The organism is Mesorhizobium sp. M1423, assembly GCF_040317575.1.
Classification (GTDB): Bacteria; Pseudomonadota; Alphaproteobacteria; order Rhizobiales; family Rhizobiaceae; genus Mesorhizobium.
In genome coordinates, this window is sequence record NZ_JAMYKU010000007.1 from 229,542 (window position 1) to 255,925 (window position 26,384).

A 26,384-nucleotide genomic window follows, 5' to 3' on the forward strand; every position below is an offset into this window, starting at 1 on the left:
CTCCCTCGGCTCGCTGTCGCAGAACGGCTGGGCGCGGCGAACATTGCTATGCTGCCGCGTCGCGCGCTGCCTCCGACAGAAAAGTAAAGACATAGTCGGAGAAGGAACGCCAGCATTCGACGCGGAACGCATCGGCCGCCGTGCGCAACAGCACGATTTCGACCTTGCCGAGAATGGTGCGCGATGCCGCCCCGATCGGAAAGGCGTCGAGCGACAAATCCTGCGGGCAGCCGGCATTGATCGTCGTCGCGGCAGCCGGTCCGGTGACCGATACGGCGACGTTGCGGTGCGAGATGCCGACCGCCGAATGCAGCGCGGAAATCTTGGCGCAATCGGCGAGTGGATCTTTGCCGCTTTCATCGATGACCAGCCATTCGTCCGGCCCGAGCCACAAGGCGGTCCGTCCAGCCTTTGCCGCCGAGGTTTTCGGCCTTAGCGGCAGGGCGATGCCAAGTGCTTTCGAAAGTGCCGCGATCGAGGCGTCCGGCGCGCGCAGCGATATGCGTTCGGCCGGCGGCAGCACGGCAAGTGTGACGCCGGTGGCGGAAAGCGACTGGCCGGCGACAGCCGGACGGCGTTCGACCGACGGCCCGGCGACGGCGGTTTTCACAGCGGCCTTAGCCATTGAGGCGCTCCCCCTTCTCGTCGAAGAACACCATACCGGTGACCTCCACCTCAATCACCCCGTTCGGCATCGGTACATAGAGCGTCTCGCCCATGCGATCGCGGCCGCCGGCGACCAGCCCCAGTGCGATCGAGCGGCCGCAATTTTGCGACCAATAGCTCGACGTGACATGGCCGATCATCTTCATCGGGATTGCCTGCTTCGGGTCCGCGACGATCTGCGCTCCCTCCTCCAGCACCACCTTGGCATCCCTGGTCTTCAGTCCGACAAGCTGCTTGCGGCCCTTGGCGACCAGATCCGGCCGCGCCATGCCGCGAATGCCGACGAAGTCGGTCTTCTTCTTGCCGACCGCCCAGTCGAGGCCGGCATCGTTCGGCGTCACCGTGCCGTCGGTATCCTGGCCGACGATGATGTAGCCCTTTTCGGCGCGCAGCACATGCATCGACTCGGTGCCATAGGCACAGGCGCCGTGCTTCTGGCCCTCGGCCCATAGCGCTTCCCAGACCGCCTCGCCGTAATCGGCCGGCACGTTGACCTCGAAGCCGCGCTCGCCGCTGAACGACATGCGAAACAGCCTGGTCGGTACGCCGCAGATCCGGCCTTCGCGCACCGACATATGCGGCAGCGCCTCGTCCGACATGTCGATGCCTTCGACCAGCGGTGCGATGATGTCGCGAGACTTCGGCCCCTGCACGGCAATGACCGCCCACTGCTCGGTGATCGAGGTTAGCCAGACGTTGAGATGCGGGAACTCGGTCTGGAGATAGTCCTCCATATGGTTCATGACGCGCGGCGCGCCGCCGGTCGTCGTCGTCACATGGAAGCGATCCGGCGCCAGCCTGCCGACGACACCGTCGTCATAGATGAAACCGTCCTCGCGCAGCATGATGCCGTAGCGGCAGCGGCCGGGCTCGAGCTTCTCCCATGGATTGGTGTAGAGCAGTTCCATGAATTTGGCCGCATCCGGCCCGACCACCTCGATCTTGCCCAGCGTTGACGCGTCGAACAGGCCGGCCGTCTTGCGCACCGTGACGCATTCGCGGTCGACGGCCGCATGTATGTCCTCGCCCGGCTTCGGGAAATACCAGGCGCGCTTCCACTGGCCGACATCCTCGAACATCGCGCCTTGACGCTCTGCCCAGGGATGGATCGCCGTCTTGCGGGTCGGGTCGAACAGGGGACCCCGCGCGTGCCCGACGATCGAGCCGAACGTCACCGGCGTATAGGGCGCACGGAACGTCGTCAGCCCTACCTGCGGGATCGGCTTGCCCAACGTCTCGGCGGCAATCGCCAGGCCGTGCATGTTGGAGGTCTTGCCCTGGTCGGTCGCCATGCCGTTGGTGGTGAAGCGCTTGACGTGCTCGATCGAGCGCATGCCCTCATGCACCGCCTGGCGGATGTCCTTGGCGGTGACGTCGTTCTGGAAGTCGACGAACGCCTTTACTGTCGTATCCGCCCCGGCGCCGGGCGCCGCACCCAGCATGCCGCGCGACCAGCTCTCGCCGGCATCGACTTTCGGCTTGGTGCCCTTGGCTGGCTTGTTGCCGGCTTCCTTGGCCGCCTTGACGCCCGCTGCATAGGCCTCGTCGATGGTCGCCGACAGCCCGTCCGTGCCGTTGCAGGCGCCGACCGAGACGCAATCCTGTGCATAAATGCCGGGCACGAAGCGCTTGGTCTCATCGTTGAAGGCAACCTTGCCGCGCGATTGCGAGAACAGATGCACCGACGGCGTCCAGCCGGCCGACATCAGGATTGCGTCGACCGGCATGGTGCGCTCGCCGCCGCCATTCTTCGGTTGCACGGTCATCGACGACACGCGCAATTTGCCGCCGGCGCGGATCACCGCGCGGCCGAAATTGATCTCGATGCCGAGCGCCCTCGCCTCGTCGATCACCGGCCCGGTCGGATTGTCGCGCAGATCGACGATCGCCGCCACGTTGATGCCAGCCTTCTTCAGGTCGATCGCCGCCGCATAGGCGGAATCGTTCGCCGTATAGACGCCGATATTCCTGCCGACCGCGACGCCGTAATGGTTGAGATAGGTGCGCGCCGCCGACGCCAGCATGACGCCGGGACGGTCGTTGTCGGCAAACACCATGTGGCGCTCGATGGCGCCGGTCGCCAACACCACGCGTTTGGCGCGAACCTGCCACAGCCGCTCGCGCGGCAGGTCGCGGCCGGGGCTCTGCAGATGGTCGCTGACGCGCTCAACCAGTCCGACGAAATTCTGCGCGTAATAGCCGAAGGCCGTGGTGCGCGGCAGTACGCGGACATTGTCCATCGCGCTCAACTTGGCGAGAGCGGATTGCGCCCAGGAAAAGCCGTCCTGGCCTTCGATCTTCGCCCCGCTCTCGAAGCGAAGGCTGCCGCCGAATTCCGCCTGCTCGTCGGCAAGGATGACGCGCACGCCGGTTTCGGCGGCAGCCAATGCCGCAGCAATACCCGCCGCACCACCGCCAAGCACCAGCACCTCGCAATGGGCGAAGCGCGCCGAATAATGGTCGGGATCCGGCTGGTCGGGGGCGACGCCGAGACCGGCCGCGGCCCGGATCTTAGGCTCGTAGAGGTTCTTCCACGCAGCCTTCGGCCACATGAAGGTCTTGTAGTAGAAGCCGGCCGAAAGCATCGGCGAGGCGATGCTGCTGACCGCACCGATGTCGAAGGCGAGCGACGGCCAGCGGTTCTGCGACTGTGCCGTCAGCCCGTCATAGAGTTCCTGTACCGTGGCGCGGACGTTCGGCGTCTTGCGTGCCGCGTCGCGCTTGATCTCGACCAGCGCGTTCGGCTCTTCGGCGCCGGCCGACAGGAAGCCGCGCGGCCGGTGGTATTTGAACGAGCGGCCGACGAGATGGACGCCATTGGCAAGCAGCGCCGAGGCCAGCGTGTCGCCCTCGATGCCGGTATAGGGGCGGCCGTCGAAGCTGAAGCCAGCTATCTTTGCCTGCTTGAGCCGCCCGGCGCCGGCAATGCGGAACGTCGCGCTCATTTGGCGGCTCCCGGCAGCTTCGCCGGCTTTGGCTCGCCGGCCTTGTAGGTCATCAGGAACCTGTCGCTGACGGTGTCGCGCACGGCGTTGAAGAACCGCGCGCAGCCATGCATGTGCCGCCACCGCTCATAGATGATCCCCTTGGGATTGGAGCGGATGAAGAAGAACTTTTCGAAGTCGTCGTCGCTCTCGCCGGCGATGTTTGGGGAACGCGCAATATGCGCCTCACCGGCGTTGCGGAATTCGAGCTCGGGACGCTCTTCCTCGCAATAGGGGCAGCGGATGAGAAGCATGGTTGGTCCTACAGTTCGCCGTGGCCGACGCGAGCGCCGGCAGGTTGGTCGCAAAGCCTCTGGCCCATCGTGACGAAAGGCGCGACGAGCCGGATGCGCTCCTCGATGCTTGCCGCAGGGCGAAACAGAGCGCGATTGGCCATGTTGCCGATGGTCAGTTGGATTGGATCGGTGGTGACGATGACGCCGCGCGGCTGGAAAGGCTCGTCCGGATCCAGATCGGAAGGACGGGCCTCGAAGAAGAAGACGATCTTTCGCCCGCCGCTCCAGACGCAGGTCAGCATGCCGTCATCGATGGAAAACGGCCAGTCGGCCTCGTTCCCGGCGCGACTGATCGGCTGCGTGCGCACCTCGTCCGGTGACGGAAAATGAAACAGGCCTTGCTCGCCGGCGAGCATCAGCGGCATGGCGACGGCCATCTCGGTCATCATCAGTGCGCCACCGCCGCCGCCGCCGCCTCGTCGATGAGGCGGCCGGTGCGGAAGCGCTCGATGGTGAAGGGTGCGTTGATCGGGTGCGGATCGTCCCTGGCGATCGTATGGGCAAAGACGTGGCCCGAACCCGGCGTCGCCTTGAAGCCGCCCGTGCCCCAGCCGCAATTGACGTAGAGGCCGGGCACCGGCGTCTTGGCCAGGATCGGCGAACGGTCCGGCGTCACGTCGACAATGCCGCCCCATGAGCGCAGCATCTTCATGCGGGTGAAGATCGGGAACATCTCGCAGATCGCGTCGAGCGTGTGCTGCAGGATGTGCAGCCCGCCGGTCTGCGAATAGGAGACATATTGGTCGGTGCCGGCGCCGATGACCAGCTCGCCCTTGTCGGATTGCGAGATATAGGCATGCACCGTGTTCGACATCACCACGCAAGGCACCACCGGCTTGACCGGCTCCGACACCAGCGCCTGCAGCGGATAGCTTTCCAGCGGCATGCGCACGCCGGCCATGTTCATGATCACCGAGGAGTGGCCGGCGGCGACCACGCCGACCTTCCTGGCGCCAATGAAGCCGCGCGTCGTCTCGACACCGGTAACCGCGCCGTTCGGCGCGCGTTTGATGCCGGTGACCTCGCAATTCTGGATGATGTGGACGCCGCGCGCCGAGGCGCCGCGCGCATAGCCCCAGGCGACCGCATCGTGGCGCGCCGTGCCGCCACGGCGCTGCAGGGCAGCCCCCATCACGGGATAGCGCGCATCGCGCGAAATGTTGAGTGGCGGACAGAATTCCTTAGCCTGCTCCGGCGTCAGCCATTCATTGTCGATGCCGTTCAGACGGTTGGCATGGACGTGCCGCTTCAGCACCTGGATGTCGTGGATGTTATGGGCGAGCATCATGACGCCGCGCGGCGAATACATGACGTTGTAGTTGAGTTCCTGGCTGAGCCCGTCCCACAGCTTCAGCGCATGGTCGTAGATGCCGGCACTTTCGTCGTAGAGATAGTTGGAGCGGATGATGGTGGTGTTGCGGCCGGTATTGCCGCCGCCGAGCCAGCCTTTTTCCAATACCGCGACGTTGGTGATGCCGTGCACGGTGGCGAGATAATAGGCTGTGGCCAGGCCGTGGCCGCCGGCGCCGACGATGACGACGTCATATTCCTTCTTCGGCTCCGGCGAGGACCACTGTTCCTCCCAGCCCTTGTGGCCGCGCATGGCCTCGCGGGCGATAGCGAATACCGAGTATTTCTTCAACGTTGCAGGCCTCGCAAATGGCGGCCGGGCAGATCAGCCAACCCCGGCGCGCGAGCTGTATCACTAGCGAAACCGCACTGCCAGCCTTGCACTGTTTGCGACGGCGCTTGCCGTTTTGCGCCGTGCCTTCAACGGCCGCTGTTCTGAGTTTCGCCTTTTGACGTTTCAGACGAAGCACGCTTGAAGATGGACGGCCCGATTGCATAGGTTGGCCGCAAATAACCTTCACGGCAATCGCTGGCGATTTTACGAACTTCCGCGTCGTCCGACTGCTCCGCCATGGCCACGAAGCGCTCGATGATCACGTCGCGTGGCCTGATAGCCACTGCCGCTGCAAAGCGCCGCAACACCGCATCCGGATCCTCGAGCAGTCGCCGCAGGTCCTTGGCGCTCGGCATGAAATACCTGCCGTAAGCGTTAACCAGCATCGCGAAAGCAGAGTCTGGACGCAGTGCGGCGGCATTTTCCACCCCGAGCCGCAACTGCCAGCGCTGCGCAAAGCAGATGAACTTGACGACGGACCACCGAACGCCCGCATGCTCATCATCCAGTCGCAGCATCACGCGACCTAGAAAGGCGCCATCTGCAGGTGTGGTACAACTTCTGAGCGTTTGGATCGCATCGAAGCGTATCGTTGAACTTTTGCTGTCGAGCAGGTTGGCTATTTCCGCCACTACACAATTCAGCTCGAAGCCCAACCTAAAGACCGTTTCGACCGTTATAAAGACGGCCGCGGCCTGGGTCGGGACATTGCTGGACACCAACAATTGCCGCAGGTTTTCGAGCGGAAAACCCTTGAGGAATTCCGAACGAAGCGCATTCGCCAATTCGCCGTCGCCCTCGTAGCCGGGCTCCAGCAACTTGCTCATCATGTCTTGGGGGGTCATTGCAAATGGGTGGCGCGTCCACCCGCGATTTTGGATGAGGACCCGTAGCTTGGTGGCCAGCGGGCGTCAAGAAGCGCTGTTGAAAACAGCGCAGGTATCGGGTGGCTCGCGCCGCCCTGATTTGCGACCAAGGATCCCGATTGCCGGCAAGGGCCGGCGCGAAAAAGGATGCAAAAATGTTCGCACTTGCCAACAAAGTTGCCATCGTCACCGGCGCCAGCTCCGGCATCGGCCGCGCCACGGCCAAGGTGTTTGCGGAGGAAGGCGCCAAGGTGGTCGTCGCAGCCCGCCGCCAGGCGGAGCTCGATGCGCTGGTTGCCGAAATCGAAGACGCCGACGGCACCGCCGTCGCTCTTGCCGGCGATGTCCGCGACGAAGCCTACGCAAAAGCCCTCGTCGACCTGGCGGTCGGGAAATTCGGCGGGCTCGACATCGCCTTCAACAATGCCGGCTCGGTCGGTAGGATGGGGCCGGTTTCGGAGCTGTCGCTGGAGGGCTGGCGCGAGACGCTCGATACCAATCTGACCAGCGCCTTTCTCGGCGCGAAATACCAGGTGCCGGCGATGATCGATCGCGGCGGCGGCTCGCTGATCTTCACCTCCACCTTCGTCGGCCACACCGTCGGCATGCCGGGCATGACCAGCTATGCCGCAAGCAAGGCCGGACTGATCGGGTTGACGCAGGTGCTGGCCGCCGAATATGGCGCCAAGGGCATTCGAGTCAACGCGCTGCTGCCGGGCGGCACCGACACGCCTTCGGCGACGTTCAAGACACCTGAATCGCGAGCCTTCGTCGAAAACCTGCATGCCTTGAAGCGCGTCGCCGAGCCTGAGGAGATCGCCCGCTCGGCGCTCTACCTGGCGTCCGACGCATCGAGCTTCACCACCGGCGCGGCGCTGTTCGCCGACGGCGGCGTCTCGATCACCCGGACGTGAGGGTTCGGAGGGCGCAACGCATGCCCGCCAGCCGAAATGTCGCGAACCGGCCCTTGATTTTTTCGGCGATTTGACGATTCCGTCTTCTCCTCGAAGACGGGTTGGAAACATGTTGCTGATCAGGACCTATATCGCTGCAAGCGCAATCGAAGGCGTCGGTGTGTTTGCCGCCGAGCCGATCCGGAAAGGCGCGCAGATCTGGCGGCTCGATCCGGACTTCGACCGGCTGATCCCGAGGGAAACATACGAGACGGCGCCGCCGCACCTCAAGGAATTGCTCGACAGATATGCCTATCCCAGCCCGGACCGGCCGGGCTTCATGGTCTATGAGGTCGACAATGGCCGCTTCATGAACCATGCCGACAAGCCGAACACCGATTTTTCGCAATATGGCGGGGCCACCGCGATCCGCGATATCGCCGCCGGCGAGGAGATAACCTGCGACTACGGCGAGTTCTTCGAGGGTTTCGAGCAGCTCCACCTGGCCACGGCCCTGGCCACGGCATAGCGGCGTCTATCTGACCCAAGGCGAATTTTGTTCTTGCTTTGTGCCGGCAGCTATGCTACTAAATTGCGCATGGTGCTGATTCACACCAGAGACCCGCCGCCGAGGCGGGTTTTTCGTTTCGGGATCGGCACCGCCTCTCAATCGGCTGTGGACAGCGCCCCTTGATTCTGCTATCAGCCGCCCCAATTCGTGGTGTAACGCGCCGCGGAGGCTTGTGGCTATGGCCGCTTGCCTGTTGATTTCAAACCGAAAGACAGGATTGCACGTGCAGGTACTCGTCCGCGACAACAATGTTGATCAGGCGCTTCGCGCGCTCAAGAAAAAGATGCAGCGTGAAGGCATCTTCCGCGAAATGAAGATGCGCGGACATTACGAGAAGCCTTCCGAGAAGCGCGCCCGTGAAAAGGCGGAAGCCGTGCGCCGCGCCCGCAAGCTGGCCCGCAAGCGCGCCCAGCGCGAAGGCCTTCTGCCGATGACGCCACGTCCGGTCGCGGCCGGTGCTGCCGGCGCCGGTGCTCCGCGTCCGCCGCGGTTCTGACGTCAATTTTTCGTCCTTTTCCAAGGATATCCAAGGTGGCGCGATGCGGAATCGCCGCCACCTTTTTGTTGTGATTTCGACCCGGTCCGAGAGGACTGGTTGGGAGAGATGCCGGTTCGGAGGGGGAACGGACCAGACGGCGCAGTAAGGACAGGGCAGACATGGACGCAATCACCGTAGAGCGCAGAACCGCGTGGCGCGGCCTCGCCCTGACGGCAGCCCTGCTCTCCGGGTTGACGCTTGCCGGCTGCCAGAGCGTTCCGACCGGCGAGTTCAACAACATCGACAAGGCGCAAGCCTCGACCGAGAACATTTCCTCGCTGTCGGCGGTGATCCAGCGCAACCCGCAGGATCCGGAAGCCTACAATGTGCGCGGCTCGGCCTATGGCCGCGGCGGCCAGTACCAGGCAGCGCTGAAGGACTTCAACACTGCCATCCAGCTCAATCCGAATTTCTACCAGGCCTATTCCAACCGGGCGCTCATCCAGCGCTTCCTCGGTGATCAGGCAAGCGCGCTGGCCGACTACAACCGCTCGATCCAGATCAATTCCAACTACGACGCCGCCTATATCGGCCGCGGCAATCTCTACCGCAAGGCAGGCCGGGTCCAGGAGGCATTCAACGATTTCCAGAAAGCGATCCAGCTCGACACGACCGACGCGCGCGCCTATCACAATCGCGGCCTGATCTACCAGAGCCAGGGCCAGCACGCCTTTGCCATCGAGGATTTCTCGACCGCCATTTCGCTGGCGCCGGATGCTTCCGAGCCTTACAACGGACGCGGCCTCTCCTACCTTGCCATGAACGACGAGGACAATGCCTTCGCCGACTTCAACATGGCCATCAAGCTCGACGGCAAGAACGCCGAGGCCTGGTCCAACCAGGCGCTGATCTACGAGCGGCGCGGCGACAAGGTCAGGGCCGCGAAGTCCTACCGCGAGGCAGTGCACCTCAATCCGAACTACCAACCGGCCAAGGACGGTCTGGCCCGCACCAGCGCCGGCTGACCGGGCCGGTTTATCGGGCCGCCGTTTCCGCACTGCGACAACCCTGCGTTTAGCCTTGCCTTGCTGGCGCCAAGTTTTCGGCGGAACGCTCGGCGTGGTCAGCCGTTGTTCAAAGCCATTTGGAAAGGACCCTCCCATGATCAAGCAACTTGCCTGTGCCGCCGCACTCGCCACGACCGTCGTTGCCGCTCCCGCCAGCGCCGGCAAGCTCCAGCTCGGCGTGCTCGACTGCACCATCGACGGTGGCACGGCCTATCTGGTCACCTCCAACAAGGGTGTTTCCTGTGTCTTTCGTCCGCATCGTGGCGGCCCACCCGAAGTCTATACCGGGGTAATTTCCAAGCTCGGCGTCGACGTCGGCCGGACGCATCAGGGCCAACTGGCATGGGCGGTTCTGGCGGCAACCCGCAACCACGATGAAGGCGATCTTGCCGGCAGCTACTATGGCGTGAATGCCGAGGCGAGCGTGGTCACCGGTGGCGGCGCCAACCTTTTGGTCGGCGGCCTCGGCAGCGCCTTTTCGCTGCAGCCGCTCAGTGTCCAGGCGCAGACCGGCGTCAATCTGGCGGTCGCCGTCACTTCGCTGGACTTGATCCATTCGTTCAAATAGCGGCGTAGCATGGCTCCCCGAGCAGCCGGGCAGCGTAGGTGTCGGCCTGCGAATAGCTGCCGAAAGCTCATGGATTCCGGCAGGCCCGCTCCGCAGAGGATGGGCCGCCCTGATGTTCAAAGTTGCAGCGCTCGAAGATCACGGCATGGATCCTAGGATCCATGCCGTTACCGTGACCGAAGATTGCGGCGATCCAATATTGCTTACATCTTCGGCCTGACTAAGATCTCGACATCTCGTGACTGTCTCGCGCCGCATGATCTTTGGCATCCGCCGCGCTAACGGCGATCAAAAAACCGCTTGAGCTCAACCGCAGTTGAGGTTTTACAAACCGCACGCGAACAAGGCGTGCATCGCGCCTGAAGTGCCAAAGATGCTCTGGCTCGGCAGGGAATTCGGGGGTGGACTTGACCAAAACAAGCACAAACAGGGTCGACTGGCGTGCGCTGTGGGCGAGCGGCGATCTGGCGCGCTTCTGCTTCATCAGCCTCGGCATCCTGTTGCACGCCACCAACGAAACGATGGTGGCAACGGTCATGCCGGCCATGGTCGGCGAGCTCGCCGGCGTGCAGCTGGTCGGCTGGTCGCTGGCGATCTACGAGCTCGGCGCCATCGTCGCAGGTGCTGCCGCCGGACGGCTGGTGAGCTATGTCGCGCTGCGCACCAACATGACGGCCGCCGCCCTGCTCTATGCCGCCGGCGCGCTGGTCTGCGCCACCGCGCCTTCGATGCCGCTGTTCCTCTCCGGCCGCCTGATCGAAGGGCTTGGCGGTGGCGCGCTGGTGTCGCTGGCCTTCGTCTCGGTCGAGCGGCTGTTTGCCCGCGCGATCTGGCCGCAGCTTTTCGGCGTTATGTCGGCGATCTGGGGCGTCGCCGCCTTCAGCGGGCCGGTGCTCGGCGCGGTCATGACCGAATTGCTGTCCTGGCGCTGGGCCTTCGGCGTCTTCACCCTCGGCGGCACGGCCATGGCGCTGGCAAGCTTCCTCGTGCTCGATACACCTAAAGCAACAAGGCCGCAGGCGACCGGCGGGTCGGCGCCGCCCTTCCCGTTTGCGGCACTTGGCTGTCTTGCCGTCAGCGTCGTGCTGATCGCCACCGCCGGCGTCGACATCGCCCTGCTGCGCTCGTCGCTGCTGCTCACCCTCGGCATGATCGGCCTGGCGCTGTTCGTCTATATCGACGCGCTGAAGCCGCGCTCGCGCCTGTTCCCGTCGCGGCTGTTTTCATGGCGCTCGCCGGTCGGCGCGGGCATGACCATGGTCGCGGCGTTTTCGGTGGCGACCTGCTCGTTTGCGGTCTACGGGCCACTGCTCCTGACCAGCCTGCACGACATTCCGATCCTCACCACCGGCTACATCATCGCCGCCGAATCGATCGCCTGGTCGATCCTGTCGATCCTCGTCGCCAATGCCCCGCCGGAGCGCGAGCGGCTGATCATCGTCGGCGGGGCGCTGATGATCGCCACGGGCGTCGCGGGTTTCGCCTATACGGTGCCGGCGGGCTCGATCCCGTTGATCCTGCTTTGTGCCTTGCTGCAAGGCGGCGGTTTCGGCATCGCCTGGCCGTTTGTCACGCGTGTCATCGTGGCATCGGCCAAGGAAGGCGAGCAGACGATCGCCTCGGCCGCCGTGCCGACCATGCAGCGCATCGGCTATGCCGTGGGTGCGGCACTGACCGGCATCGTCGCCAACGCCAGCGGCTTTTCCGAAGGCCTGAACCGCGAGGCCGCGGCAAATGTCGCCGCCTGGCTGTTCCTCGCCTTCATCCCGCTCGGCATCCTGGGATGCCTTGCCGCCTTGCGGATTTCGGGCGCGAGCGACGACGCGCGGCTGGCGAAGCTGCCAATCTCCCCCACGAGAGGTGAGATCGGCTAAACACCCGAGGGGAGATCGCTAAACCACGACCGTCTTCAGCCGGCCGGCGATCAGTGCCGCGAGCCGCGTCGCCACCTCTTCCTTGCTCATCTCCGGCCATTCCTCGACGCCGGCCTTCGAGACGATCCGCACCTTGTTGCGGTCGCCGCCCATCACGCCCGGGGAACCATCTTCATGCGAGACATCATTGGCGACGATAAGATCGGCACCCTTTTTCGCAAGCTTGGCCTCGGCATTCCTGACCAGGTCCTGCGTCTCCGCGGCGAAACCGACCACCAGCATCGGCCGCCTTTTGTGATGCCCGACACCGGCAAGAATATCGGGATTTTCCACCATCTGCAGCGCCGGCGGCCCCTCGCCCGCCACCTTCTTGATCTTTTCCCCGGCCGAACTTTGAGTGCGCCAGTCGGCGACAGCCGCGACGAACACTGCCGCGTCGGCCGGCAGCAGCTGTTCGACCGCATCCTTCATCTCGACGGCCGTTTCGACATGCATCGTGGCGACGCCGGCCGGATCCGCAATGCCGACCGGACCGGAGACGAGACGCACGTCGGCGCCGAGCCTGGCCAGCGCCGCCGCGATGGCATGGCCCTGCTTGCCCGACGAACGGTTGGCGATGTAGCGCACCGGGTCGATCGGTTCATGCGTCGGCCCGGAAGTGACAATGATCTTCCTGCCCGCCAGCGGCTTTGGCCGACTGTCGAGCAGCGCCTCGATCGCGGCGACGATCTCCAGCGGCTCGGCCATGCGGCCCTCGCCCGCCTCGTTGCTTTCGGCCATCTCGCCCTTCGCCGGGCCGACGAATGCGACGCCGTCCTTACCCAGCATCGAGCGGTTGCGCCGGACCGCCGGGTGCGTCCACATTTTCGGGTTCATAGCCGGAGCCATCAAAACCTGCTTGTCGGTGGCGATGAGCACCGTCGAGGCAAGGTCGTTGGCGTGGCCGTTGGCGAGCTTTGCCATCAGGTCGGCGGTGGCCGGCGCCACGACCACAAGGTCGGCCTCGCGCGAAAGCCGGATGTGGCCGATGTCGTGCTCGTCCTGCCGGTCGAACAGCTCGGTGAAGACATGATGGGCGGACAACGCTCCGGCCGACAGCGTAGTGACGAATTGCTGCGCCGCGGCGGTCATCACCACGCGCACCGAAGCACCGCGCTCGCGCAGCCGGCGGATCAGGTCGAGCGCTTTGTAGGCGGCGATGCCGCCGCCGATGATCAGCAGGATGCGCTTGCCGGAGAGGACACCTCGCGCGACTTGGCTGGGGACCGCGACCACCGGAGCTGCAGGATTCTGCAAGCTTGTCAGTTCGCGCAACGTTTTCTCGATCTGGTCGATGCGGCCGGACGAACCGAGTTGACCTTCGACCGCTGCGCGGATCATGACCCGCGCCTGGTCTTCCATTGACCGGCCATTCTCCGCAGCCAATCGGCGCAGCATATCCTTGACCTCGTCATCAAGGTTGCGGATCGTGATGCTGGCCATGTGATTGCACTTTGCCCGAGATCGCTGCAAGCAATGATATCAATGCAATCAAGCGACAACAAGGCGTTAGAGCAGCTTCCAGGCGATATACAGCAGCGTCAGAGCGATCACCCACAGCGCCAGCCGGCCGGAGCGGGTGTAGCGCGCCTCGGCCTTGCCGATCGCGCGCGCGGTCCTTTCGTCGAAACGCAGGCCGTTTTCGGCCATCAGGTCGATCTCGCGCGACAGCCGCTCGGTGCGTGCGGCGAGGTCCGGCGCCTGGCGGGCCAGCGCCAGCAGCGCACTGGCACCGTCGCGCGCATCGGCCAGCAGGGCGCGCGGGCCGAGGTTGCGGGCAATCCAGCCGCTCACCACCGGCTCCGACGTCTTCCACATGTTGAAGGCCGGGTCGAGCGTGCGGGCGACGCCTTCGACGACGACCATGGTCTTCTGCAGCAGCACCAGCTCGGACCGCGTCGCCATGTCGAAGAGGTCGGTCACTTCGAACAAAAGCGTCAGCAGCTTGGCCATCGAGATTGTCTCGGCAGGCTGGCCGTGGATCGGTTCACCGATCGCCCGGATCGCCTGGGCGAAGGCCGCGACATTGTGCTGGCGCGGCACGTAGCCGGCCTCGAAATGGACCTCGGCGACGCGCTGATAATCGCGCGTGATGAAGCCGTAGAGGATTTCAGCGAGGAACCGGCGCTCCTTCCTGCCGAGCCGGCCGGCAATGCCGAGGTCGACGGCGACGATGGTGCCGTCGGCCTCGACGAACAGGTTGCCCGGATGCATGTCGGCGTGGAAAAAACCGTCACGCAGCGTATGGCGCAGGAACGACTGGACCAGATTGGCGGCGATCGCCTTCAGGTCGTGGCCGGCGGCGGTCAGGCCGACAATATCGTTCATCTTGATGCCGTCGACCCACTCCATGGTCAGCACATCGCGGCCGGTGCGCTCCCAGTCGACCGACGGCACGCGAAAGCCGGGATCGTCCTTGGTGTTTTCGGCGAGCTCCGAAAAAGCCGCCGCCTCCAGCCTCAAATCCATTTCGATCTTGGTGGTCTGGGCCAGCGTCTCGGTCACCTCGACCGGCCGCAGCCGGCGCGACGACGGGATGTATTTTTCCTGCAGCCGGGCGGCGAGGAAATAGCTCTCGAGATCGCGAAAGAAGCGGCGGCGCACGCCCGGCCGGATGACCTTCACCGCCACCCGGGTAACGACGCCGTCCTGCAGGGTTTCGGCGGTATGGACCTGGGCGATCGAGGCGGCGGCGACGGCCTCGCCAAAACTGGCATAGAGCTCGCCGACCTTGCGTCCGAGCGAGGCCTCTATTGCCGCTATGGCTTCGGCCTTCGGAAATGTCTGCATCTTGTCCTGCAGCATGGCGAGATCGAGCGCTATGTCGTTGCCGACGACGTCCGGCCGCGTCGCCAGGAACTGGCCGAGCTTGACGTAGGATGGGCCGAGCCGCACGACCGCCTTGGCCAGCCGGTCGCCGCGCTCGTAGGCAAGCGCGCGGCGACGGGTGAACAGCCGGGCCATGCGCCAGCCGAACTTCGGCAGGCCGAAGAGTTCGTCGCCGGGCAACGCCGCGATGACACCCTCGCGGACCAGCACCCAGCCGGCCCGCACGAGCCTGAAACCAGCGCCTATGCTGCTCATGGCTGGCTTTGCCTTGCCGGTTTCCTGAACTGGCGAAAGGCACGTCGGGCTATGAAAATGCGGGCCAGCCTCAAAGCTTCCAGCCCGAATGAAGCGCGGCGATGCCGCCGGAATAGTTGCGGAATGAGGCGCGCTCGAAGCCCGCGCGCGAGATCATCGCCGCGAAATTCTGCTGGTTGGGAAATTTGCGGATCGATTCGACCAGATAGGAGTAGGGCTCGCCGTCGCCGGTCACCGCCTTGCCGATCCGCGGGATGGCGTTGAACGACCATGCCTCATAGACCTTGTCGAGCAGCGGCATCTCGACCTCGGAAAATTCAAGGCAGAGAAAGCGCCCGCCAGGCTTCAGCGCGCGATAGGCTTCGGCAAGCGCCACATCGATGCGCGGCACGTTGCGGATGCCGAAAGCAATGGTGTAGGCATCGAAAGTAGCGTCGGCAAAAGGCAGTTCCTCGGCATTGGCCTCGACGAAATCGGTATTTGCCGACAGGCCCTTTTTCTCGGCTCGGTCGCGGCCGACGGCGAGCATCGAGCCGTTGATGTCGAGAACCGTTGCATGGGCGTGCCTGGCGCTCGCCTCGACGATGCGGAAGGCGACGTCGCCGGTGCCGCCGGCAACGTCGAGAACGCGCCAGCCCGGCCGCTTCGGTGGATTGAGCCAGGCGACCATGGCGTCCTTCCACAACCGATGCAACCCGGCCGACATCAGGTCGTTCATCAGGTCGTACCGGTTCGCCACCTTGTGGAAAACATCATTGACCAGGGGCTGCTTGTCGCCTGGCCCTACCCGCTTGAAACCATAGGAGGTTTCCATGCCGCCCGCAGCCGTGGTTCTTTCAACCGACATCGTTTTGATCCGCCATAAAATCGGCGGGACCATAGCCGATCGATGGTGCGGGCGCTATTGTTTAAGGCGCGGTGTTCGGCCGCGCTTCGAAGCAGGTTCCGGAAAAGCGTCGCACGGTTTTCCGACCAGAACCTGCGTCATAAGAAAAAGGCCTGACGGGATAATTGAATGCCTTTGAAAGCAGAACTGCACTGCCACATCGAAGGGGCAGCGGCGCCTGAACTCGTCCTCCGCCAGGCCGAGAAATACGGCAGGGATGCCTCGCCCTATATCCAGAACAGCTCCTTCGTCTGGCACGATTTCACCTCTTTCCTCGCCGCCTACGACTTCTCCTCCGACCTGTTCCGCACCGAAGAAGACTATGCGCGGCTGGCCGATCACTACCTGACCAGCCTCGCCCGCGACGGCGCCATCTATTCCGAGGTTTTCACCTCGCCCGACCATGCCGGCAAGGCCGGGCTGTCGCCGAAGGCCTATACCGATGCGCTCGGCGAAGGCATGGCCCGCGCCAAGGCGAAGACCGGCATCGAAGGCCGCATGATCGTCACCGGCGTGCGCAATTTCGGTGTCGAATCGATCGAGCGGGCGGCGCGTTTCGCCGCCCGCAGCGGGCATCCGCTGGTCACCGGCTTCGGCGTCGCCGGCGACGAGCGGATTGGCGATTTGGAAGATTATGTCAGGGCCTTCGAGATCGCCCGCGAGGCCGGCCTCGGCATCACCGTGCACGCAGGCGAATTGATGGGCTGGGAGAGCGTCGAGGCGGCACTCGACCATATCCGCCCCTCTCGCATCGGCCACGGCGTGCGCGCCATCGAGAACCCCGATCTCGTGCGGCGCATCGCCGACGAAGGCGTCGTGCTCGAATGCTGCCCCGGCTCCAACATCGCCCTGAAAATCTTCGACAGCTTCGCCAACCATCCCTTTCCTGCTTTGAGGGCGGCGGGCTGCAAGGTGACGCTCAACTCCGACGACCCACCCTATTTCTGGACCTCGCTGAAGCGCGAATACGACATCGCCGCCGAACATTTTGCGATGGATGACAAGGCGCTCACCGCCGTCACCAGGACGGCCATCGAGGCAGCTTTCGTCGACAGAAAGACCAGGGCGGCGCTGCTGGGCAGGCTCGGCGCCAAGGGCAGGTGAATGGTGAATTGCGAGCCTGGCGCTTCGGTCCGTCAACCGCGAGTTTTTCCGCGCAACCAAGGACTCGCAAACCAGTTCACTATTCACTATTCACCATACACCATTCACTATTCACCTGCGCAGTTCGGAGAACACCATGAAGGGCGTCACCGTCGTCGACCATCCGCTTGTCCAGCACAAGCTGACCATCATGCGCAAGAAGGAAACCTCGACGGCCGGGTTCCGGCGGCTGCTGCGCGAGATCTCGCTACTGCTCGGCTATGAGGTCACCCGCAACCTCGAACTGACCACGACGACGATCGAGACGCCGATCGAGACGATGGAGGCGCCGACGCTGGAGGGCAAGAAACTCGTCTTCGCCTCCGTGCTGCGCGCCGGCAACGGCTTGCTCGAAGGCCTGCTCGATCTGGTGCCGGCGGCGCGTGTCGCCCATATCGGCCTCTACCGCGACCATGAGACGCTGGAAGCGGTCGAATATTTCTTCAAGGCGCCGGGCGACCTCGCCGACCGGCTGGTGATCGTCGTCGATCCGATGCTGGCGACCGCCAATTCGGCGATCGCGGCGATCGACAAGCTGAAAGGCCGCGGCGCCACCAACATCCGCTTCCTCTGCCTGTTGGCGGCACCAGAGGGCCTCGAGCGTTTTACCCAGGCGCATCCCGATGTTCCGGTCTTCACCGCTTCCATCGACCGCCAACTCAACGAGAAGGGCTACATCATGCCCGGCCTCGGCGATGCCGGCGACCGTATGTACGGCACCAAATAGGTCCGTTTACCGATTGTTTACGCAAACGGCTGGTTTCCGCATTCGTTAAAGCGGCAAACACCTTGTCGGACTAAGGATCGGCAACCACAAAGGCCGGTCCATGCTGCGCAAGCTTCTCATCCTTGGCGTGTTTGCCGGAACGTCGGCATCGCTGCCGATCGTCTATCAGTCGAATCCACAGACGATCGAGCGGCTGTTGAAATCCGCCATCGGAGCTAAGCCGGCCGACACCCAAACCGACCTGAACCTCGCCGCCGTCCCGGACAGGCCGGCGACGACGCAGCCGCTCGGCCGCAAGGTCGTCGTCACCGCGGACGCGCGCGGGCATTTCATGTCGGTCTTCAAGTTGAACGGCCGCCAGATCGAAGGCATGATCGATACCGGTGCGACGCTCGTCGCCATCAACCGCTCGACTGCGCGCAGGATCGGCATCTCGCTCAATTCGACCGACTTCAGCCATCAGGTAAACACCGCCAACGGTGCGATCAAGGCCGCCGTGGTGACGATCGACCGCCTGCAGATCGGGAGGATCACTGTCGAGGGCGTCGAGGCCGTCGTACTTGACGACAGGGCGCTGCACACCAACCTGATCGGCATGAGCTTTCTGCAGCGGCTCGAAAAATATCAGGTCGAAGACGGCACGCTGCTGCTGGTTCAGTGACTATCAGCGCGGCAGGATCCGCCGGATGACGGTTTTCTCCGCGGCCGGTTTGGAAGTCCCGATCGTATAGGCCGAAAGCACGGCGGCCGCGGCTGCCTCGGCATCCCCGGCATTGCGGGCATGGACCAGCGCCAGCGCCTCGCCGGCCCGCACTTCAGCGCCGACCGGCAACAGCCTGGTGATGCCGACGGCGTGATCGATCCTGTCGTCCGGCCGCGTCCGCCCGCCGCCAAGCCCGACCACGGCAAGCCCGATCTCGCGGGTCGCGATGCCGGCGACAAAGCCGTTCGCGCTCGCCTTGACGGCAAATTCCGTTGCCGCTTTCGGCAGATATTTTTCCGGATTGTCGACAAAGTCGGCGGGACCGCCAAGTGCCGCCACCATGCGCGCGAAGATGGCAGCGGCGCGACCGCCGGCCAGCGTCTCGGCGGCGCGGCGCAGGCCGTCCTGGTTGGACGACACCAGGCCTGCCGATTGCAGCATCTCGGCGGCCAGCGCCAGCGTCACTTCCTCCAGCCGCCGGTCGCGGAAGCGGCCGGTGAGGAAGTCGACGGCGTTGCGCACCTCGACCGCATTGCCGGCGGCGGAGGCCAGCGGCTCGTTCATGCCGGTGACCAGCGCCGAGGCCTTCAGGCCGGCGCCATTGGCGACCTCGACCAGGCTGTTGGCCAGCGTGGTTGCATCGCGCGATTTCTCCATGAACGCGCCGTTGCCGACCTTGACGTCGAGCACCAGCGAATTGAGGCCGGCGGCCAGCTTCTTCGACAGGATCGAGGCGGTGATCAGCGGCACCGATTCCACCGTTCCCGTCACATCGCGGATGGCGTAGAGCCTGGCGTCGGCGGGTGCGAGATCGGCGGTCTGGCCGATGATGGCGCAGCCGGTTTCGAGCACGGTCTTGCGGAAACGCGCAACATCCGGCTGGCTGATATAGTCGGGGATGGCATCCATCTTGTCCAGCGTGCCGCCGGTATGGCCGAGGCCCTTGCCGGAAATCATCGGCACATAGGCGCCGCAGGCAGCGACGATCGGTGCCAGCATCAAGGAGACATTGTCGCCGACGCCGCCCGTCGAATGCTTGTCGGTGACCGGGCCGGGCAGATCCGACCAGTCGAGCACATCGCCGGAATCGCGCATCGCCATAGTCAGCGCCACCACCTCGTCGCGGCTCATGCCGTTGAAGAACACCGCCATGGCGAAGGCGCCGACCTGCGCGTCGGTAACGGTGCGGGCGGTCAGGCCCTCGATGAAAGCCGATATCTCCTCAGCCGAGAGTTTTTGACCGTCGCGCTTGCGGCGGATGATTTCCTGGGGAAGCATCAGGCGTCTACCCTGTGCTCCGGAAGCCCGTCCTGAAAAACACGCTGCAGAATGGTCGCCAGCCGCGCGCCGCCGACCGGCGCCATGTCCTTGGTCTCCTGGTGCGACAGCTCGGCTCCGGTCATGCCGGCGGCAAGGTTGGTGACGACCGAACAGGCTGCGACGCGCAGCCCGAGGAAGCGGGCGAGAATGACCTCCGGCACCGTCGACATGCCGACCGCGTTGGCGCCCATGATGCGAGCCATGCGGATCTCGGCCGGCGTCTCGAAGCATGGGCCGGAGAACCACATGTAGACGCCCTTGTGCAGCCTGGTACCGGTGGCCTTCGCGGCTTGCTCGATGGCGGAGCGGAGACCGGCGTCGTATGCTTCGGTCAGGCCGACGAAGCGGCGGTCGCTCGGCTCGCCGATCAGCGGGTTGGAGCCTGAGAAATTGATGTGGTCGGTGATCAGCATCACCGAGCCCGGGCCCATCCCGGGATCGACCGAACCGGCGGCGTTGGTGAGGATCAGCCTGGAGATGCCGAGGCCGGCGAGCACCTCGAGTGCCGGCCGCATCGCCGCCGCGTTGCCGTGCTCGTAATAATGTGCGCGACCGGACAGCATCAGCACCGGCGTGCCGGCAAAGAGCCCCGCCACCACCTCGCCGGCATGGCCGCTGACGCCGCTTCTGGGGAAGCCCTGCAAGTCGGAATAGGAAATGCGCACCGCATCCTCGACCTTGTCGACAAGCCCGCCAAGCCCCGATCCCAGCACCAGCGCAGTGGTCGGCGCCAGCCCGTCCAGCCTTTCGACGAGGTGATCGAGTGCTTCCTTCATTTCAACACATCGCCCTGGAAGCCGTATGGCAGCAACTCGCCCATGGTCACGGTCTCGACCACGCCGCTATCATCGCAGAGATAGAACTTCGTTTCCGGCCGGCAGAATTCAGCCAGCCGCTGCCGGCAGCCGCCGCAGGGCGAGCATTTTGCCACGCGTTCGGCGATCACGGCGATTTCCGTGATCTTGCCGCCGCCACCCATGATGTAGTGGCCGAGCGCGGTGGTTTCGGCGCACCAGCCCTCCGGATAGGACGCGATCTCGACATTGGCGCCGGTGAAGACACGGCCGTCCTCGGTGCGCAACGCCGCGCCGACCGGAAATTTCGAATAGGGCGCATAGGCCTTGGTCATGGCGGCTTTCGCCGCTTCGAACAGATCACGAGCCATGATAAATCAGCGTTCCTTGACATAAGGCACGCCGCCGGCACGCGGCGGGATTGCCTTGCCGATGAAGCCTGCAAGCAGGATGACGGTCAGCACATAGGGCAGCGCCTGCATGAATTGCACCGGCACCTTGCCGATCAGCGGCAGCGGCGTGCCTTGCAGGCGGATCGACGCCGCGTCGAGGAAGCCGAACAGCAGGCAGGCGAACATGGCGTTGACCGGTTTCCATTTGGCGAAGATCAGCGCGGCCAGCGCGATGTAGCCCTTGCCGGCGGTCATGTCCTTCACGAAGCCGCCATTCTGCACCATCGACAGGTAGGCACCTGCAATGCCGGTGAGCACGCCGGTGCAGATCAGCGCCCGATAGCGCAGCCAGGCGACCGATATGCCGGCGGTATCGACCGCGGCCGGGTTCTCGCCGACGGCGCGCAGGCGCAAGCCGAAGCGGGTGCGGAACAGCACCCACCAGGTGAACGGCACGGCCAGGAAGGCGAGATAGACCAGCACTGAGTGGCCGGAGATGAGTTCCGAATAGATCGGCCCGAGGATCGGCACGCTCCTGAGCGCATCCGCGCCCGGCCAGATGATTGTCTCGAAGCGCTCGCCGGCGGCCAGCGCCGGCGTGCGCCCGCCTTGCTGGAACCAGGCCTGGCCGAGCATGATCGTCGATCCGGCGGCAATGAAATTGATCGCGACACCGGAAACGATCTGGTTGCCGCGGTGGGTGATCGAGGCAAAGCCATGGATCAGCGCGAAGGCGACCGAAATGAGGATGGCCATGCCGAGGCCGAGATAGGCCGAGTGGAAGACCGAGGCGGCGGCGGCACCGGCGAAGGCGCCAACCAGCATCTTGCCTTCGAGCCCGATGTCGAAGACGCCGGCCCGCTCTGAATAGAGGCCGGCGAGGCAGGCGAGCAGCAAGGGGACCGACAGACGGATGGTCGAGTCCAGGACCTGTACGATGGCGTTGAAGAAATCCATCTCAGGCGCCCTTCCCCTTGACCGCTTCCATGCCGACCGATCTCGGGCTGAGCGAGGCGAACAGCGCCTGGACATAGGGCCGGAACATATGCTCGAGCGCGCCGGCGAACAGGATGACCAGGCCCTGGATGATGACGATCATGTCGCGGCTGATCGCCGGCATCTCGAAGGCGAGCTCGGCGCCGCCCTGGTAGAGCATGCCGAACAGGATTGCGGCAAGCACGATGCCGACCGGGTGCAGTCGCCCCATCAGCGCCACCGCGATGCCGACGAAACCGGCGCCCGAAACGAATTCGAGCGCGACATTGTGCTGGTCGCCCATCGTCGGGTTGAGCGCCATCATGCCGGCCAGCGCGCCCGAGATCATCATCGCAATGATGATGATGCGGATTTCCGAAATCCCGGCATAGCGCGCCGCTTTCGGGCTGTGGCCGTAGGTACGCATCTCGTAGCCGAGCTTGGTGCGCCAGATCAGGACCCACACCAGAAAGGCCATGGCCAGCGCCAGCAGCGAGCTGACGTTGAACGGCGCCGAACGGATTTTGGCGCCGAACAATTCGATGATCCAGTTGAGCTTCGGCAATTGTGCGCCTTCGAGGAAGGTGCGCGTCTGCGGCGCCATCGAGCCGGGCGGCTTCAGCATGCCCACCAGCGCATAGACCATGACGCTGGCGGCGATGAAATTGAACATGATGGTGGTGATGACGATGTGCGAGCCGCGCTTGGCCTGCAGATAGGCCGGGATCAGCGCCCACAGCGCGCCCATCGCCGCGGCGGCGATAATGGCGATCGGGAAGGTCAGCCACCAAGGCAGCACGCTGTCGAAGGCCAGGCAAACGATGCCGATGCCGAGACCGGCGATATAGCCCTGGCCCTCGCCACCGATGTTGAACAGGCCGCAATGCGCCGCAACCGCCACCGACAGCCCGCTGAAGATGAAGGTGGTGGCATAGAAAAGCGTGAACGCGATGCCTTGGCCGCGACCGAAGGCACCCTCGACCAGGATGACCGCAGCACGCAGCGGGTTCTCGCCGACCAATATGACGACGAAACCGGCAACGACGAAGGCGACGAACAGATTGATCAGCGGGATCAGCACATAATCGGCCCAGGCCGGCAGCTTGGCATAGGGAGTGCTCATTCCGCGGCCTCCCGGTGCTCGACGCCGGCCATCAGCAGGCCGAGTTCGCCCTCGGTCGCGTCGGGGCCGCGCTCGCCGACGATGCGGCCGGCAAACATCACCAGAATGCGGTCGGAAAGCGAGCGGATCTCGTCGAGCTCGACCGAAACCACCAGCACCGCCTTGCCCTGGTCGCGCATCGCGATTAGGCGCTTGTGGATGAATTCGATGGCGCCGACATCGACGCCGCGCGTCGGCTGGCCGACGATCAGCACGCCGGGATCCTGCTCCATTTCCCGCGCCAGCACGATCTTCTGCTGGTTGCCGCCGGAGAAATTGGCGGTCTTGAGGCGGCAGTCCGCCGGTCGGATGTCGTATTTGACGATCTTGTCCCTGGCATCGTTACGGATGGCGTCGATGTCGAGAAACGGCCCCTTCAGATAGCGCTCGTCGTCCTGGTAGCCGAGGATCGAATTCTCGTTCTCCTCGAAGGCCAGCACCAGGCCGACATGATGGCGGTCCTCCGGCACATGGGCAAGGCCGCGCTCGCGCAGTTCACCGGGATCGGCGGCGCCGGTGAGGTCGATCGGCTTGCCGTCCAACGTGACCGAACCCGAAACGGCGCGCCTGATGCCGGAAATCGCCTCGAGCAGTTCGGATTGTCCGTTGCCGGCGACGCCGGCAATGCCGACGATCTCGCCGGCATGGATATCGAAGGAGACGTCGTCGACCATGGTGACGCCGCGGGAATCCTTGACCGTCAGGTTCTTGACCGCGAGCTTGACGCCGCCGGCCTTCGCCTCGCCTTTCTCGACGCGCAGCAGCACGCGCCGGCCGACCATCAGCTCGGCCAGCTCCTCGACCGTGGTCTTCCTGGTTTCGCGTGTCGCCACCATGGTGCCCTGGCGCATCACCGAGACCGTGTCGGTGATCGCCATGATCTCGCGCAGCTTGTGGGTGATCAGCACGATCGTCTTGCCCTGCTCCTTCAACTGCCTGAGGATGCGGAACAGATGGTCGGCTTCGGCCGGCGTCAGCACGCCGGTCGGCTCGTCGAGGATCAGGATCTCGGCGCCGCGATAGAGCGCCTTGAGGATTTCGACGCGCTGCTGCAGGCCGACCGGCAACTCCTCGATGATCGCGTCCGGATCGACTTCGAGCCCGTATTCGCGCTCGAGCCGCTCCAACTCGGAACGCGCCTTGGCGATGCTTTTCTTCAGCAGCGCATCGCTTTCGGCGCCGAGAATGACATTTTCCAGCACCGAGAAATTGTCGACCAGCATGAAGTGCTGATGCACCATGCCGATGCCGAGCGCGATCGCATCGTTCGGTGTCTTGATCGATGCCGGCTGGCCGCCGACACGGATTTCGCCGCTGTCGGCCTGGTAGAAGCCGTAAAGGATCGACATCAGCGTCGACTTGCCGGCGCCGTTTTCGCCGACGATGCCATGGATGGTGCCGCGCGTAATTTCCAGATTGATGTCGCGGTTGGCGCGCACGGCGCCAAAGCTCTTGTCGATGCCGATCAGCTCGATTGCGGCTTGCGCCATGCAGCCTGTTCCCACTGTTATTTTTTTACCGCTTGGTCAAACGCCTAGCATGACGCCCAGTCTGTGCCAATTGGGTCTGTGCCAATTGGCCGGAGCACGGTTCACTCTCGACAAATCCCGTCATGCTTGTCAATTTCCAACGTGGCCGCACCCTGCACAATCGCCTGATCGAGGATTTCAAATGACCATGCCCGACGACCGGCTGACGACGCTGGAAATCCGCGCCGCCGAGCAGGAGAAGACCATCGAGGAACTGTCCGGCCAGATCGCCGAGCAGTGGAAGGTGATCGAGCGCATGCAGCGCAAGCTCGACGCGCTGGCCGAGCGCTTCCTGGCGCTGGAGGAACAGGCCGCACCCGACGTGCCGGTGACCAAGCCGCCGCACTGGTGAGCGGCCTGACAATGCAAAACCGCCGGGCTTTCACCCGGCGGCTCGTCAGCTCAGCAATGTCTGTCGATCAATACGGGCAGGCATTGTCCGACATGTAGTCGTGCACCTTGATGGTGCCGGCGATGATGTCGGCCTTGGCCTTTTCGACCGCTGCCTTCATCGCATCGTCGACAAGCGCCTTGTTGTTGTCGTCCATGGCGTAGTCGACGCCGCCTTCCTTGAGGCCGAGATCGTTGATGCCGGCCGTGAACTTGCCGTCCTTGGCATCCATGAAGGTGTTGTAGACGGCAACGTCGACACGCTTGACCATGGAGGTCAGCACCTTGCCGGGCTGCAAGCCGTTCTGGTTGGAATCGACACCGATGCCGAGCTTGCCCGCGTCGGCCGCCGCCTGCAGCACACCGACACCGGTGCCGCCAGCCGCAGCATAGATCACGTCGGCGCCCTGGTCGATCTGCGTCTTGGCGATCTCGCCGCCCTTGGCGGGATCGTTCCAGGCTGCGGGCGTATCGCCGGTCATGTTCTGGATGACGTCGGTGGCGCCGGCCGCTTTGGCGCCGCCGACAAAGCCGCAGCCGAATCTGCGGATCAGCGGAATATCCATGCCGCCGATAAAGCCGACCTTCTTCGACTTCGAAGCCATCGCCGCCATCACGCCGACGAGATAGGAGCCTTCCTGCTCTTTGTAGACGAGGGAGCGGACATTGGGCTTGTCGACGACCATGTCGATGATGGCGAATTTGGTCTCGGGGAATTCCGTGGCAATCTTGTCAAGCGCATCCGACCAGGAGAAGCCCGCCATGACAATCGGATTGCGGCCGTCCTCGGCGAAACGGCGCAGCGCCTGCTCGCGCTGGGTGGCGTTGCTGACCTCGAATTCCACATAGGGGATGCCGGTCTCGGTCTTGAACTTTTCGGCGCCGTGGAAGGACGCCTCGTTGAACGACTTGTCGAACTTGCCGCCGAGATCATAGAGAAGCGCGGGTTGAATGTCCGCGGCGAAGGCCGGAAGAACCATTGCAGCTGCGGCCATGAGGCCGAGTACGATACGTTTCATGTGATCCACACCCCTGTCGGTTATTTGTCCATTATGCACCGCATGCCGGCCCGGTTCTCCGGCAGGCATTCGGCGTCAGGCAGGAGTGTCTTCCTCCCGCTTCGGGCCAATCTGGCACGGCCCGAAACAAAATTCACGTGGAATTTTGACCCTTTGGAAAAGCGTTGGGGCCCCACAGCGCCGCCCCCGCAAATAAAATAGGGGTCGGCCGCCAAAAAATCGGGAACAGGCGCGCCGAAAAGGCCCGGAACCCCCGCGACAAGCGCGCCGGCCA

The 26,384-nt window shown here is 64.2% G+C and carries 26 protein-coding genes; 10 read left to right on the top strand and 16 right to left on the bottom strand.

All coding sequences use genetic code 11. The features are described 5' to 3' along the window. Nucleotides 1-46 precede the first annotated feature (46 nt). From NKG95_RS11915 to NKG95_RS11940, 6 genes are all read right to left on the bottom strand, one after another. Nucleotides 47-625: a sarcosine oxidase subunit gamma gene (locus NKG95_RS11915; protein ID WP_353040695.1), complete on the bottom strand. Its 579-nt coding sequence runs from the start codon at nucleotides 623-625 to the stop codon at nucleotides 47-49. After that, nucleotides 618-3,611, bottom strand: a complete 2,994-nt coding sequence (locus NKG95_RS11920) for a sarcosine oxidase subunit alpha (RefSeq protein ID WP_353040696.1) — start codon at nucleotides 3,609-3,611, stop codon at nucleotides 618-620. The genes NKG95_RS11915 and NKG95_RS11920 overlap by 8 nt, the downstream gene beginning before the upstream one ends. Beyond that, nucleotides 3,608-3,904, bottom strand: a complete 297-nt coding sequence (locus NKG95_RS11925) for a sarcosine oxidase subunit delta (RefSeq protein WP_023719025.1) — start codon at nucleotides 3,902-3,904, stop codon at nucleotides 3,608-3,610. Before NKG95_RS11925 ends, NKG95_RS11920 begins: the two co-directional genes overlap by 4 nt. Before the next feature lie 8 nt (nucleotides 3,905-3,912). After that, complete coding sequence (locus NKG95_RS11930; protein ID WP_023719024.1) at nucleotides 3,913-4,335, bottom strand: hypothetical protein; 423 nt, start codon at nucleotides 4,333-4,335, stop codon at nucleotides 3,913-3,915. Continuing rightward, a complete protein-coding gene (locus NKG95_RS11935) occupies nucleotides 4,335-5,588 on the bottom strand; it encodes a sarcosine oxidase subunit beta (RefSeq protein ID WP_353040697.1) in 1,254 nt (417 codons plus the stop codon). The genes NKG95_RS11930 and NKG95_RS11935 overlap by 1 nt, the downstream gene beginning before the upstream one ends. A 128-nt stretch (nucleotides 5,589-5,716) precedes the next feature. Next, complete coding sequence (locus NKG95_RS11940) at nucleotides 5,717-6,460, bottom strand: hypothetical protein (RefSeq protein WP_353040698.1); 744 nt, start codon at nucleotides 6,458-6,460, stop codon at nucleotides 5,717-5,719. Nucleotides 6,461-6,651: 191 nt separating this feature from the next. Here NKG95_RS11940 and NKG95_RS11945 point away from each other — a divergent pair, with 191 nt between their 5' ends. From NKG95_RS11945 to NKG95_RS11970, 6 genes are all read left to right on the top strand, one after another. After that, entirely contained in the window at nucleotides 6,652-7,410 is a 759-nt protein-coding gene (locus NKG95_RS11945; RefSeq protein ID WP_352494680.1) for an SDR family oxidoreductase, read from the top strand. A gap of 109 nt (nucleotides 7,411-7,519) precedes the next feature. Further along, nucleotides 7,520-7,918 carry an SET domain-containing protein gene (locus tag NKG95_RS11950; RefSeq protein ID WP_353040699.1) on the top strand — a complete coding sequence of 133 codons (399 nt, stop codon included), beginning with the start codon at nucleotides 7,520-7,522 and terminating at the stop codon, nucleotides 7,916-7,918. Between the two features lie 265 nt (nucleotides 7,919-8,183). Next, nucleotides 8,184-8,456 carry a 30S ribosomal protein S21 gene (gene rpsU / locus NKG95_RS11955; RefSeq protein ID WP_023675331.1) on the top strand — a complete coding sequence of 91 codons (273 nt, stop codon included), beginning with the start codon at nucleotides 8,184-8,186 and terminating at the stop codon, nucleotides 8,454-8,456. Between the two features lie 161 nt (nucleotides 8,457-8,617). Beyond that, entirely contained in the window at nucleotides 8,618-9,463 is an 846-nt protein-coding gene (locus tag NKG95_RS11960) for a tetratricopeptide repeat protein (protein ID WP_352791346.1), read from the top strand. A gap of 136 nt (nucleotides 9,464-9,599) precedes the next feature. After that, a complete protein-coding gene (locus NKG95_RS11965) occupies nucleotides 9,600-10,073 on the top strand; it encodes a DUF992 domain-containing protein (protein WP_023719019.1) in 474 nt (157 codons plus the stop codon). A gap of 407 nt (nucleotides 10,074-10,480) precedes the next feature. After that, nucleotides 10,481-11,947 carry an MFS transporter gene (locus tag NKG95_RS11970; protein WP_352494677.1) on the top strand — a complete coding sequence of 489 codons (1,467 nt, stop codon included), beginning with the start codon at nucleotides 10,481-10,483 and terminating at the stop codon, nucleotides 11,945-11,947. An 18-nt stretch (nucleotides 11,948-11,965) separates the two neighbouring features. On the opposite strand, the gene coaBC is transcribed toward NKG95_RS11970, so the two are convergent. From coaBC to ubiE, 3 genes are all read right to left on the bottom strand, one after another. Then, entirely contained in the window at nucleotides 11,966-13,429 is a 1,464-nt protein-coding gene (gene coaBC / locus NKG95_RS11975; protein ID WP_353040700.1) for a bifunctional phosphopantothenoylcysteine decarboxylase/phosphopantothenate--cysteine ligase CoaBC, read from the bottom strand. Nucleotides 13,430-13,495: 66 nt separating this feature from the next. Then, nucleotides 13,496-15,070: a 2-polyprenylphenol 6-hydroxylase gene (gene ubiB / locus NKG95_RS11980; RefSeq protein ID WP_352494675.1), complete on the bottom strand. Its 1,575-nt coding sequence runs from the start codon at nucleotides 15,068-15,070 to the stop codon at nucleotides 13,496-13,498. Between the two features lie 70 nt (nucleotides 15,071-15,140). After that, complete coding sequence (gene ubiE / locus NKG95_RS11985) at nucleotides 15,141-15,917, bottom strand: bifunctional demethylmenaquinone methyltransferase/2-methoxy-6-polyprenyl-1,4-benzoquinol methylase UbiE (protein ID WP_352484649.1); 777 nt, start codon at nucleotides 15,915-15,917, stop codon at nucleotides 15,141-15,143. 168 nt (nucleotides 15,918-16,085) lie between these two features. Here ubiE and NKG95_RS11990 point away from each other — a divergent pair, with 168 nt between their 5' ends. The 3 genes from NKG95_RS11990 (at nucleotide 16,086) to NKG95_RS12000 (ending at nucleotide 18,487) form a co-directional block, all read left to right on the top strand. Further along, the gene (locus tag NKG95_RS11990) at nucleotides 16,086-17,060 is read left to right on the top strand and encodes an adenosine deaminase (protein WP_353040701.1); all 975 of its coding nucleotides are present in this window, start codon (nucleotides 16,086-16,088) and stop codon (nucleotides 17,058-17,060) included. 136 nt (nucleotides 17,061-17,196) lie between these two features. Further along, nucleotides 17,197-17,826: a uracil phosphoribosyltransferase gene (gene upp, locus NKG95_RS11995; protein WP_023675320.1), complete on the top strand. Its 630-nt coding sequence runs from the start codon at nucleotides 17,197-17,199 to the stop codon at nucleotides 17,824-17,826. 100 nt (nucleotides 17,827-17,926) lie between these two features. After that, a complete protein-coding gene (locus tag NKG95_RS12000) occupies nucleotides 17,927-18,487 on the top strand; it encodes a TIGR02281 family clan AA aspartic protease (RefSeq protein WP_352963640.1) in 561 nt (186 codons plus the stop codon). Nucleotides 18,488-18,490: 3 nt separating this feature from the next. On the opposite strand, the gene deoA is transcribed toward NKG95_RS12000, so the two are convergent. From deoA to NKG95_RS12030, 6 genes are read right to left on the bottom strand one after another with little or no spacing between them, the layout of a single operon-like run. Next, entirely contained in the window at nucleotides 18,491-19,807 is a 1,317-nt protein-coding gene (gene deoA / locus NKG95_RS12005; protein ID WP_353040702.1) for a thymidine phosphorylase, read from the bottom strand. Beyond that, entirely contained in the window at nucleotides 19,807-20,625 is an 819-nt protein-coding gene (locus tag NKG95_RS12010; RefSeq protein WP_353040703.1) for a purine-nucleoside phosphorylase, read from the bottom strand. The genes deoA and NKG95_RS12010 overlap by 1 nt, the downstream gene beginning before the upstream one ends. Next, entirely contained in the window at nucleotides 20,622-21,014 is a 393-nt protein-coding gene (cdd, locus tag NKG95_RS12015) for a cytidine deaminase (protein ID WP_353040704.1), read from the bottom strand. The genes NKG95_RS12010 and cdd overlap by 4 nt, the downstream gene beginning before the upstream one ends. Nucleotides 21,015-21,020: 6 nt before the next feature. Next, nucleotides 21,021-21,992, bottom strand: coding sequence for an ABC transporter permease (locus tag NKG95_RS12020; protein ID WP_352963635.1), 972 nt, complete (start codon nucleotides 21,990-21,992; stop codon nucleotides 21,021-21,023). A 1-nt stretch (nucleotide 21,993) separates the two neighbouring features. Continuing rightward, nucleotides 21,994-23,133 carry an ABC transporter permease gene (locus NKG95_RS12025; RefSeq protein ID WP_352484653.1) on the bottom strand — a complete coding sequence of 380 codons (1,140 nt, stop codon included), beginning with the start codon at nucleotides 23,131-23,133 and terminating at the stop codon, nucleotides 21,994-21,996. Next, on the bottom strand, nucleotides 23,130-24,662 hold the full coding sequence (locus NKG95_RS12030; RefSeq protein ID WP_023719006.1) for an ABC transporter ATP-binding protein: 1,533 nt from the start codon (nucleotides 24,660-24,662) through the stop codon (nucleotides 23,130-23,132). The genes NKG95_RS12025 and NKG95_RS12030 overlap by 4 nt, the downstream gene beginning before the upstream one ends. 181 nt (nucleotides 24,663-24,843) lie before the next feature. On the opposite strand from NKG95_RS12030, the gene NKG95_RS12035 reads away from it, so the two are divergent. Beyond that, entirely contained in the window at nucleotides 24,844-25,053 is a 210-nt protein-coding gene (locus tag NKG95_RS12035; protein WP_031194007.1) for a SlyX family protein, read from the top strand. 67 nt (nucleotides 25,054-25,120) lie between these two features. On the opposite strand, the gene NKG95_RS12040 is transcribed toward NKG95_RS12035, so the two are convergent. Next, on the bottom strand, nucleotides 25,121-26,110 hold the full coding sequence (locus NKG95_RS12040; RefSeq protein ID WP_023719004.1) for a BMP family lipoprotein: 990 nt from the start codon (nucleotides 26,108-26,110) through the stop codon (nucleotides 25,121-25,123). Nucleotides 26,111-26,384 lie beyond the last annotated feature (274 nt).

What these genes read in the sequence shown, in the direction of transcription:
- NKG95_RS11915 (WP_353040695.1), bottom strand. Translation starts at nt 625, where the DNA reads ATGGCTAAGGCCGCTGTGAAAACCGCCGTCGCCGGGCCGTCGGTCGAA.
- NKG95_RS11920 (WP_353040696.1), bottom strand. Translation starts at nt 3,611, where the DNA reads ATGAGCGCGACGTTCCGCATTGCCGGCGCCGGGCGGCTCAAGCAGGCA.
- NKG95_RS11925 (WP_023719025.1), bottom strand. Translation starts at nt 3,904, where the DNA reads ATGCTTCTCATCCGCTGCCCCTATTGCGAGGAAGAGCGTCCCGAGCTC.
- NKG95_RS11930 (WP_023719024.1), bottom strand. Translation starts at nt 4,335, where the DNA reads ATGATGACCGAGATGGCCGTCGCCATGCCGCTGATGCTCGCCGGCGAG.
- NKG95_RS11940 (WP_353040698.1), bottom strand. Translation starts at nt 6,460, where the DNA reads ATGATGAGCAAGTTGCTGGAGCCCGGCTACGAGGGCGACGGCGAATTG.
- NKG95_RS11945 (WP_352494680.1), top strand. Translation starts at nt 6,652, where the DNA reads ATGTTCGCACTTGCCAACAAAGTTGCCATCGTCACCGGCGCCAGCTCC.
- NKG95_RS11950 (WP_353040699.1), top strand. Translation starts at nt 7,520, where the DNA reads ATGTTGCTGATCAGGACCTATATCGCTGCAAGCGCAATCGAAGGCGTC.
- NKG95_RS11960 (WP_352791346.1), top strand. Translation starts at nt 8,618, where the DNA reads ATGGACGCAATCACCGTAGAGCGCAGAACCGCGTGGCGCGGCCTCGCC.
- NKG95_RS11965 (WP_023719019.1), top strand. Translation starts at nt 9,600, where the DNA reads ATGATCAAGCAACTTGCCTGTGCCGCCGCACTCGCCACGACCGTCGTT.
- coaBC (WP_353040700.1), bottom strand. Translation starts at nt 13,429, where the DNA reads ATGGCCAGCATCACGATCCGCAACCTTGATGACGAGGTCAAGGATATG.
- ubiB (WP_352494675.1), bottom strand. Translation starts at nt 15,070, where the DNA reads ATGAGCAGCATAGGCGCTGGTTTCAGGCTCGTGCGGGCCGGCTGGGTG.
- ubiE (WP_352484649.1), bottom strand. Translation starts at nt 15,917, where the DNA reads ATGTCGGTTGAAAGAACCACGGCTGCGGGCGGCATGGAAACCTCCTAT.
- NKG95_RS11990 (WP_353040701.1), top strand. Translation starts at nt 16,086, where the DNA reads ATGCCTTTGAAAGCAGAACTGCACTGCCACATCGAAGGGGCAGCGGCG.
- upp (WP_023675320.1), top strand. Translation starts at nt 17,197, where the DNA reads ATGAAGGGCGTCACCGTCGTCGACCATCCGCTTGTCCAGCACAAGCTG.
- NKG95_RS12000 (WP_352963640.1), top strand. Translation starts at nt 17,927, where the DNA reads ATGCTGCGCAAGCTTCTCATCCTTGGCGTGTTTGCCGGAACGTCGGCA.
- deoA (WP_353040702.1), bottom strand. Translation starts at nt 19,807, where the DNA reads ATGCTTCCCCAGGAAATCATCCGCCGCAAGCGCGACGGTCAAAAACTC.
- NKG95_RS12010 (WP_353040703.1), bottom strand. Translation starts at nt 20,625, where the DNA reads ATGAAGGAAGCACTCGATCACCTCGTCGAAAGGCTGGACGGGCTGGCG.
- cdd (WP_353040704.1), bottom strand. Translation starts at nt 21,014, where the DNA reads ATGGCTCGTGATCTGTTCGAAGCGGCGAAAGCCGCCATGACCAAGGCC.
- NKG95_RS12020 (WP_352963635.1), bottom strand. Translation starts at nt 21,992, where the DNA reads ATGGATTTCTTCAACGCCATCGTACAGGTCCTGGACTCGACCATCCGT.
- NKG95_RS12025 (WP_352484653.1), bottom strand. Translation starts at nt 23,133, where the DNA reads ATGAGCACTCCCTATGCCAAGCTGCCGGCCTGGGCCGATTATGTGCTG.
- NKG95_RS12030 (WP_023719006.1), bottom strand. Translation starts at nt 24,662, where the DNA reads ATGGCGCAAGCCGCAATCGAGCTGATCGGCATCGACAAGAGCTTTGGC.
- NKG95_RS12035 (WP_031194007.1), top strand. Translation starts at nt 24,844, where the DNA reads ATGACCATGCCCGACGACCGGCTGACGACGCTGGAAATCCGCGCCGCC.
- NKG95_RS12040 (WP_023719004.1), bottom strand. Translation starts at nt 26,110, where the DNA reads ATGAAACGTATCGTACTCGGCCTCATGGCCGCAGCTGCAATGGTTCTT.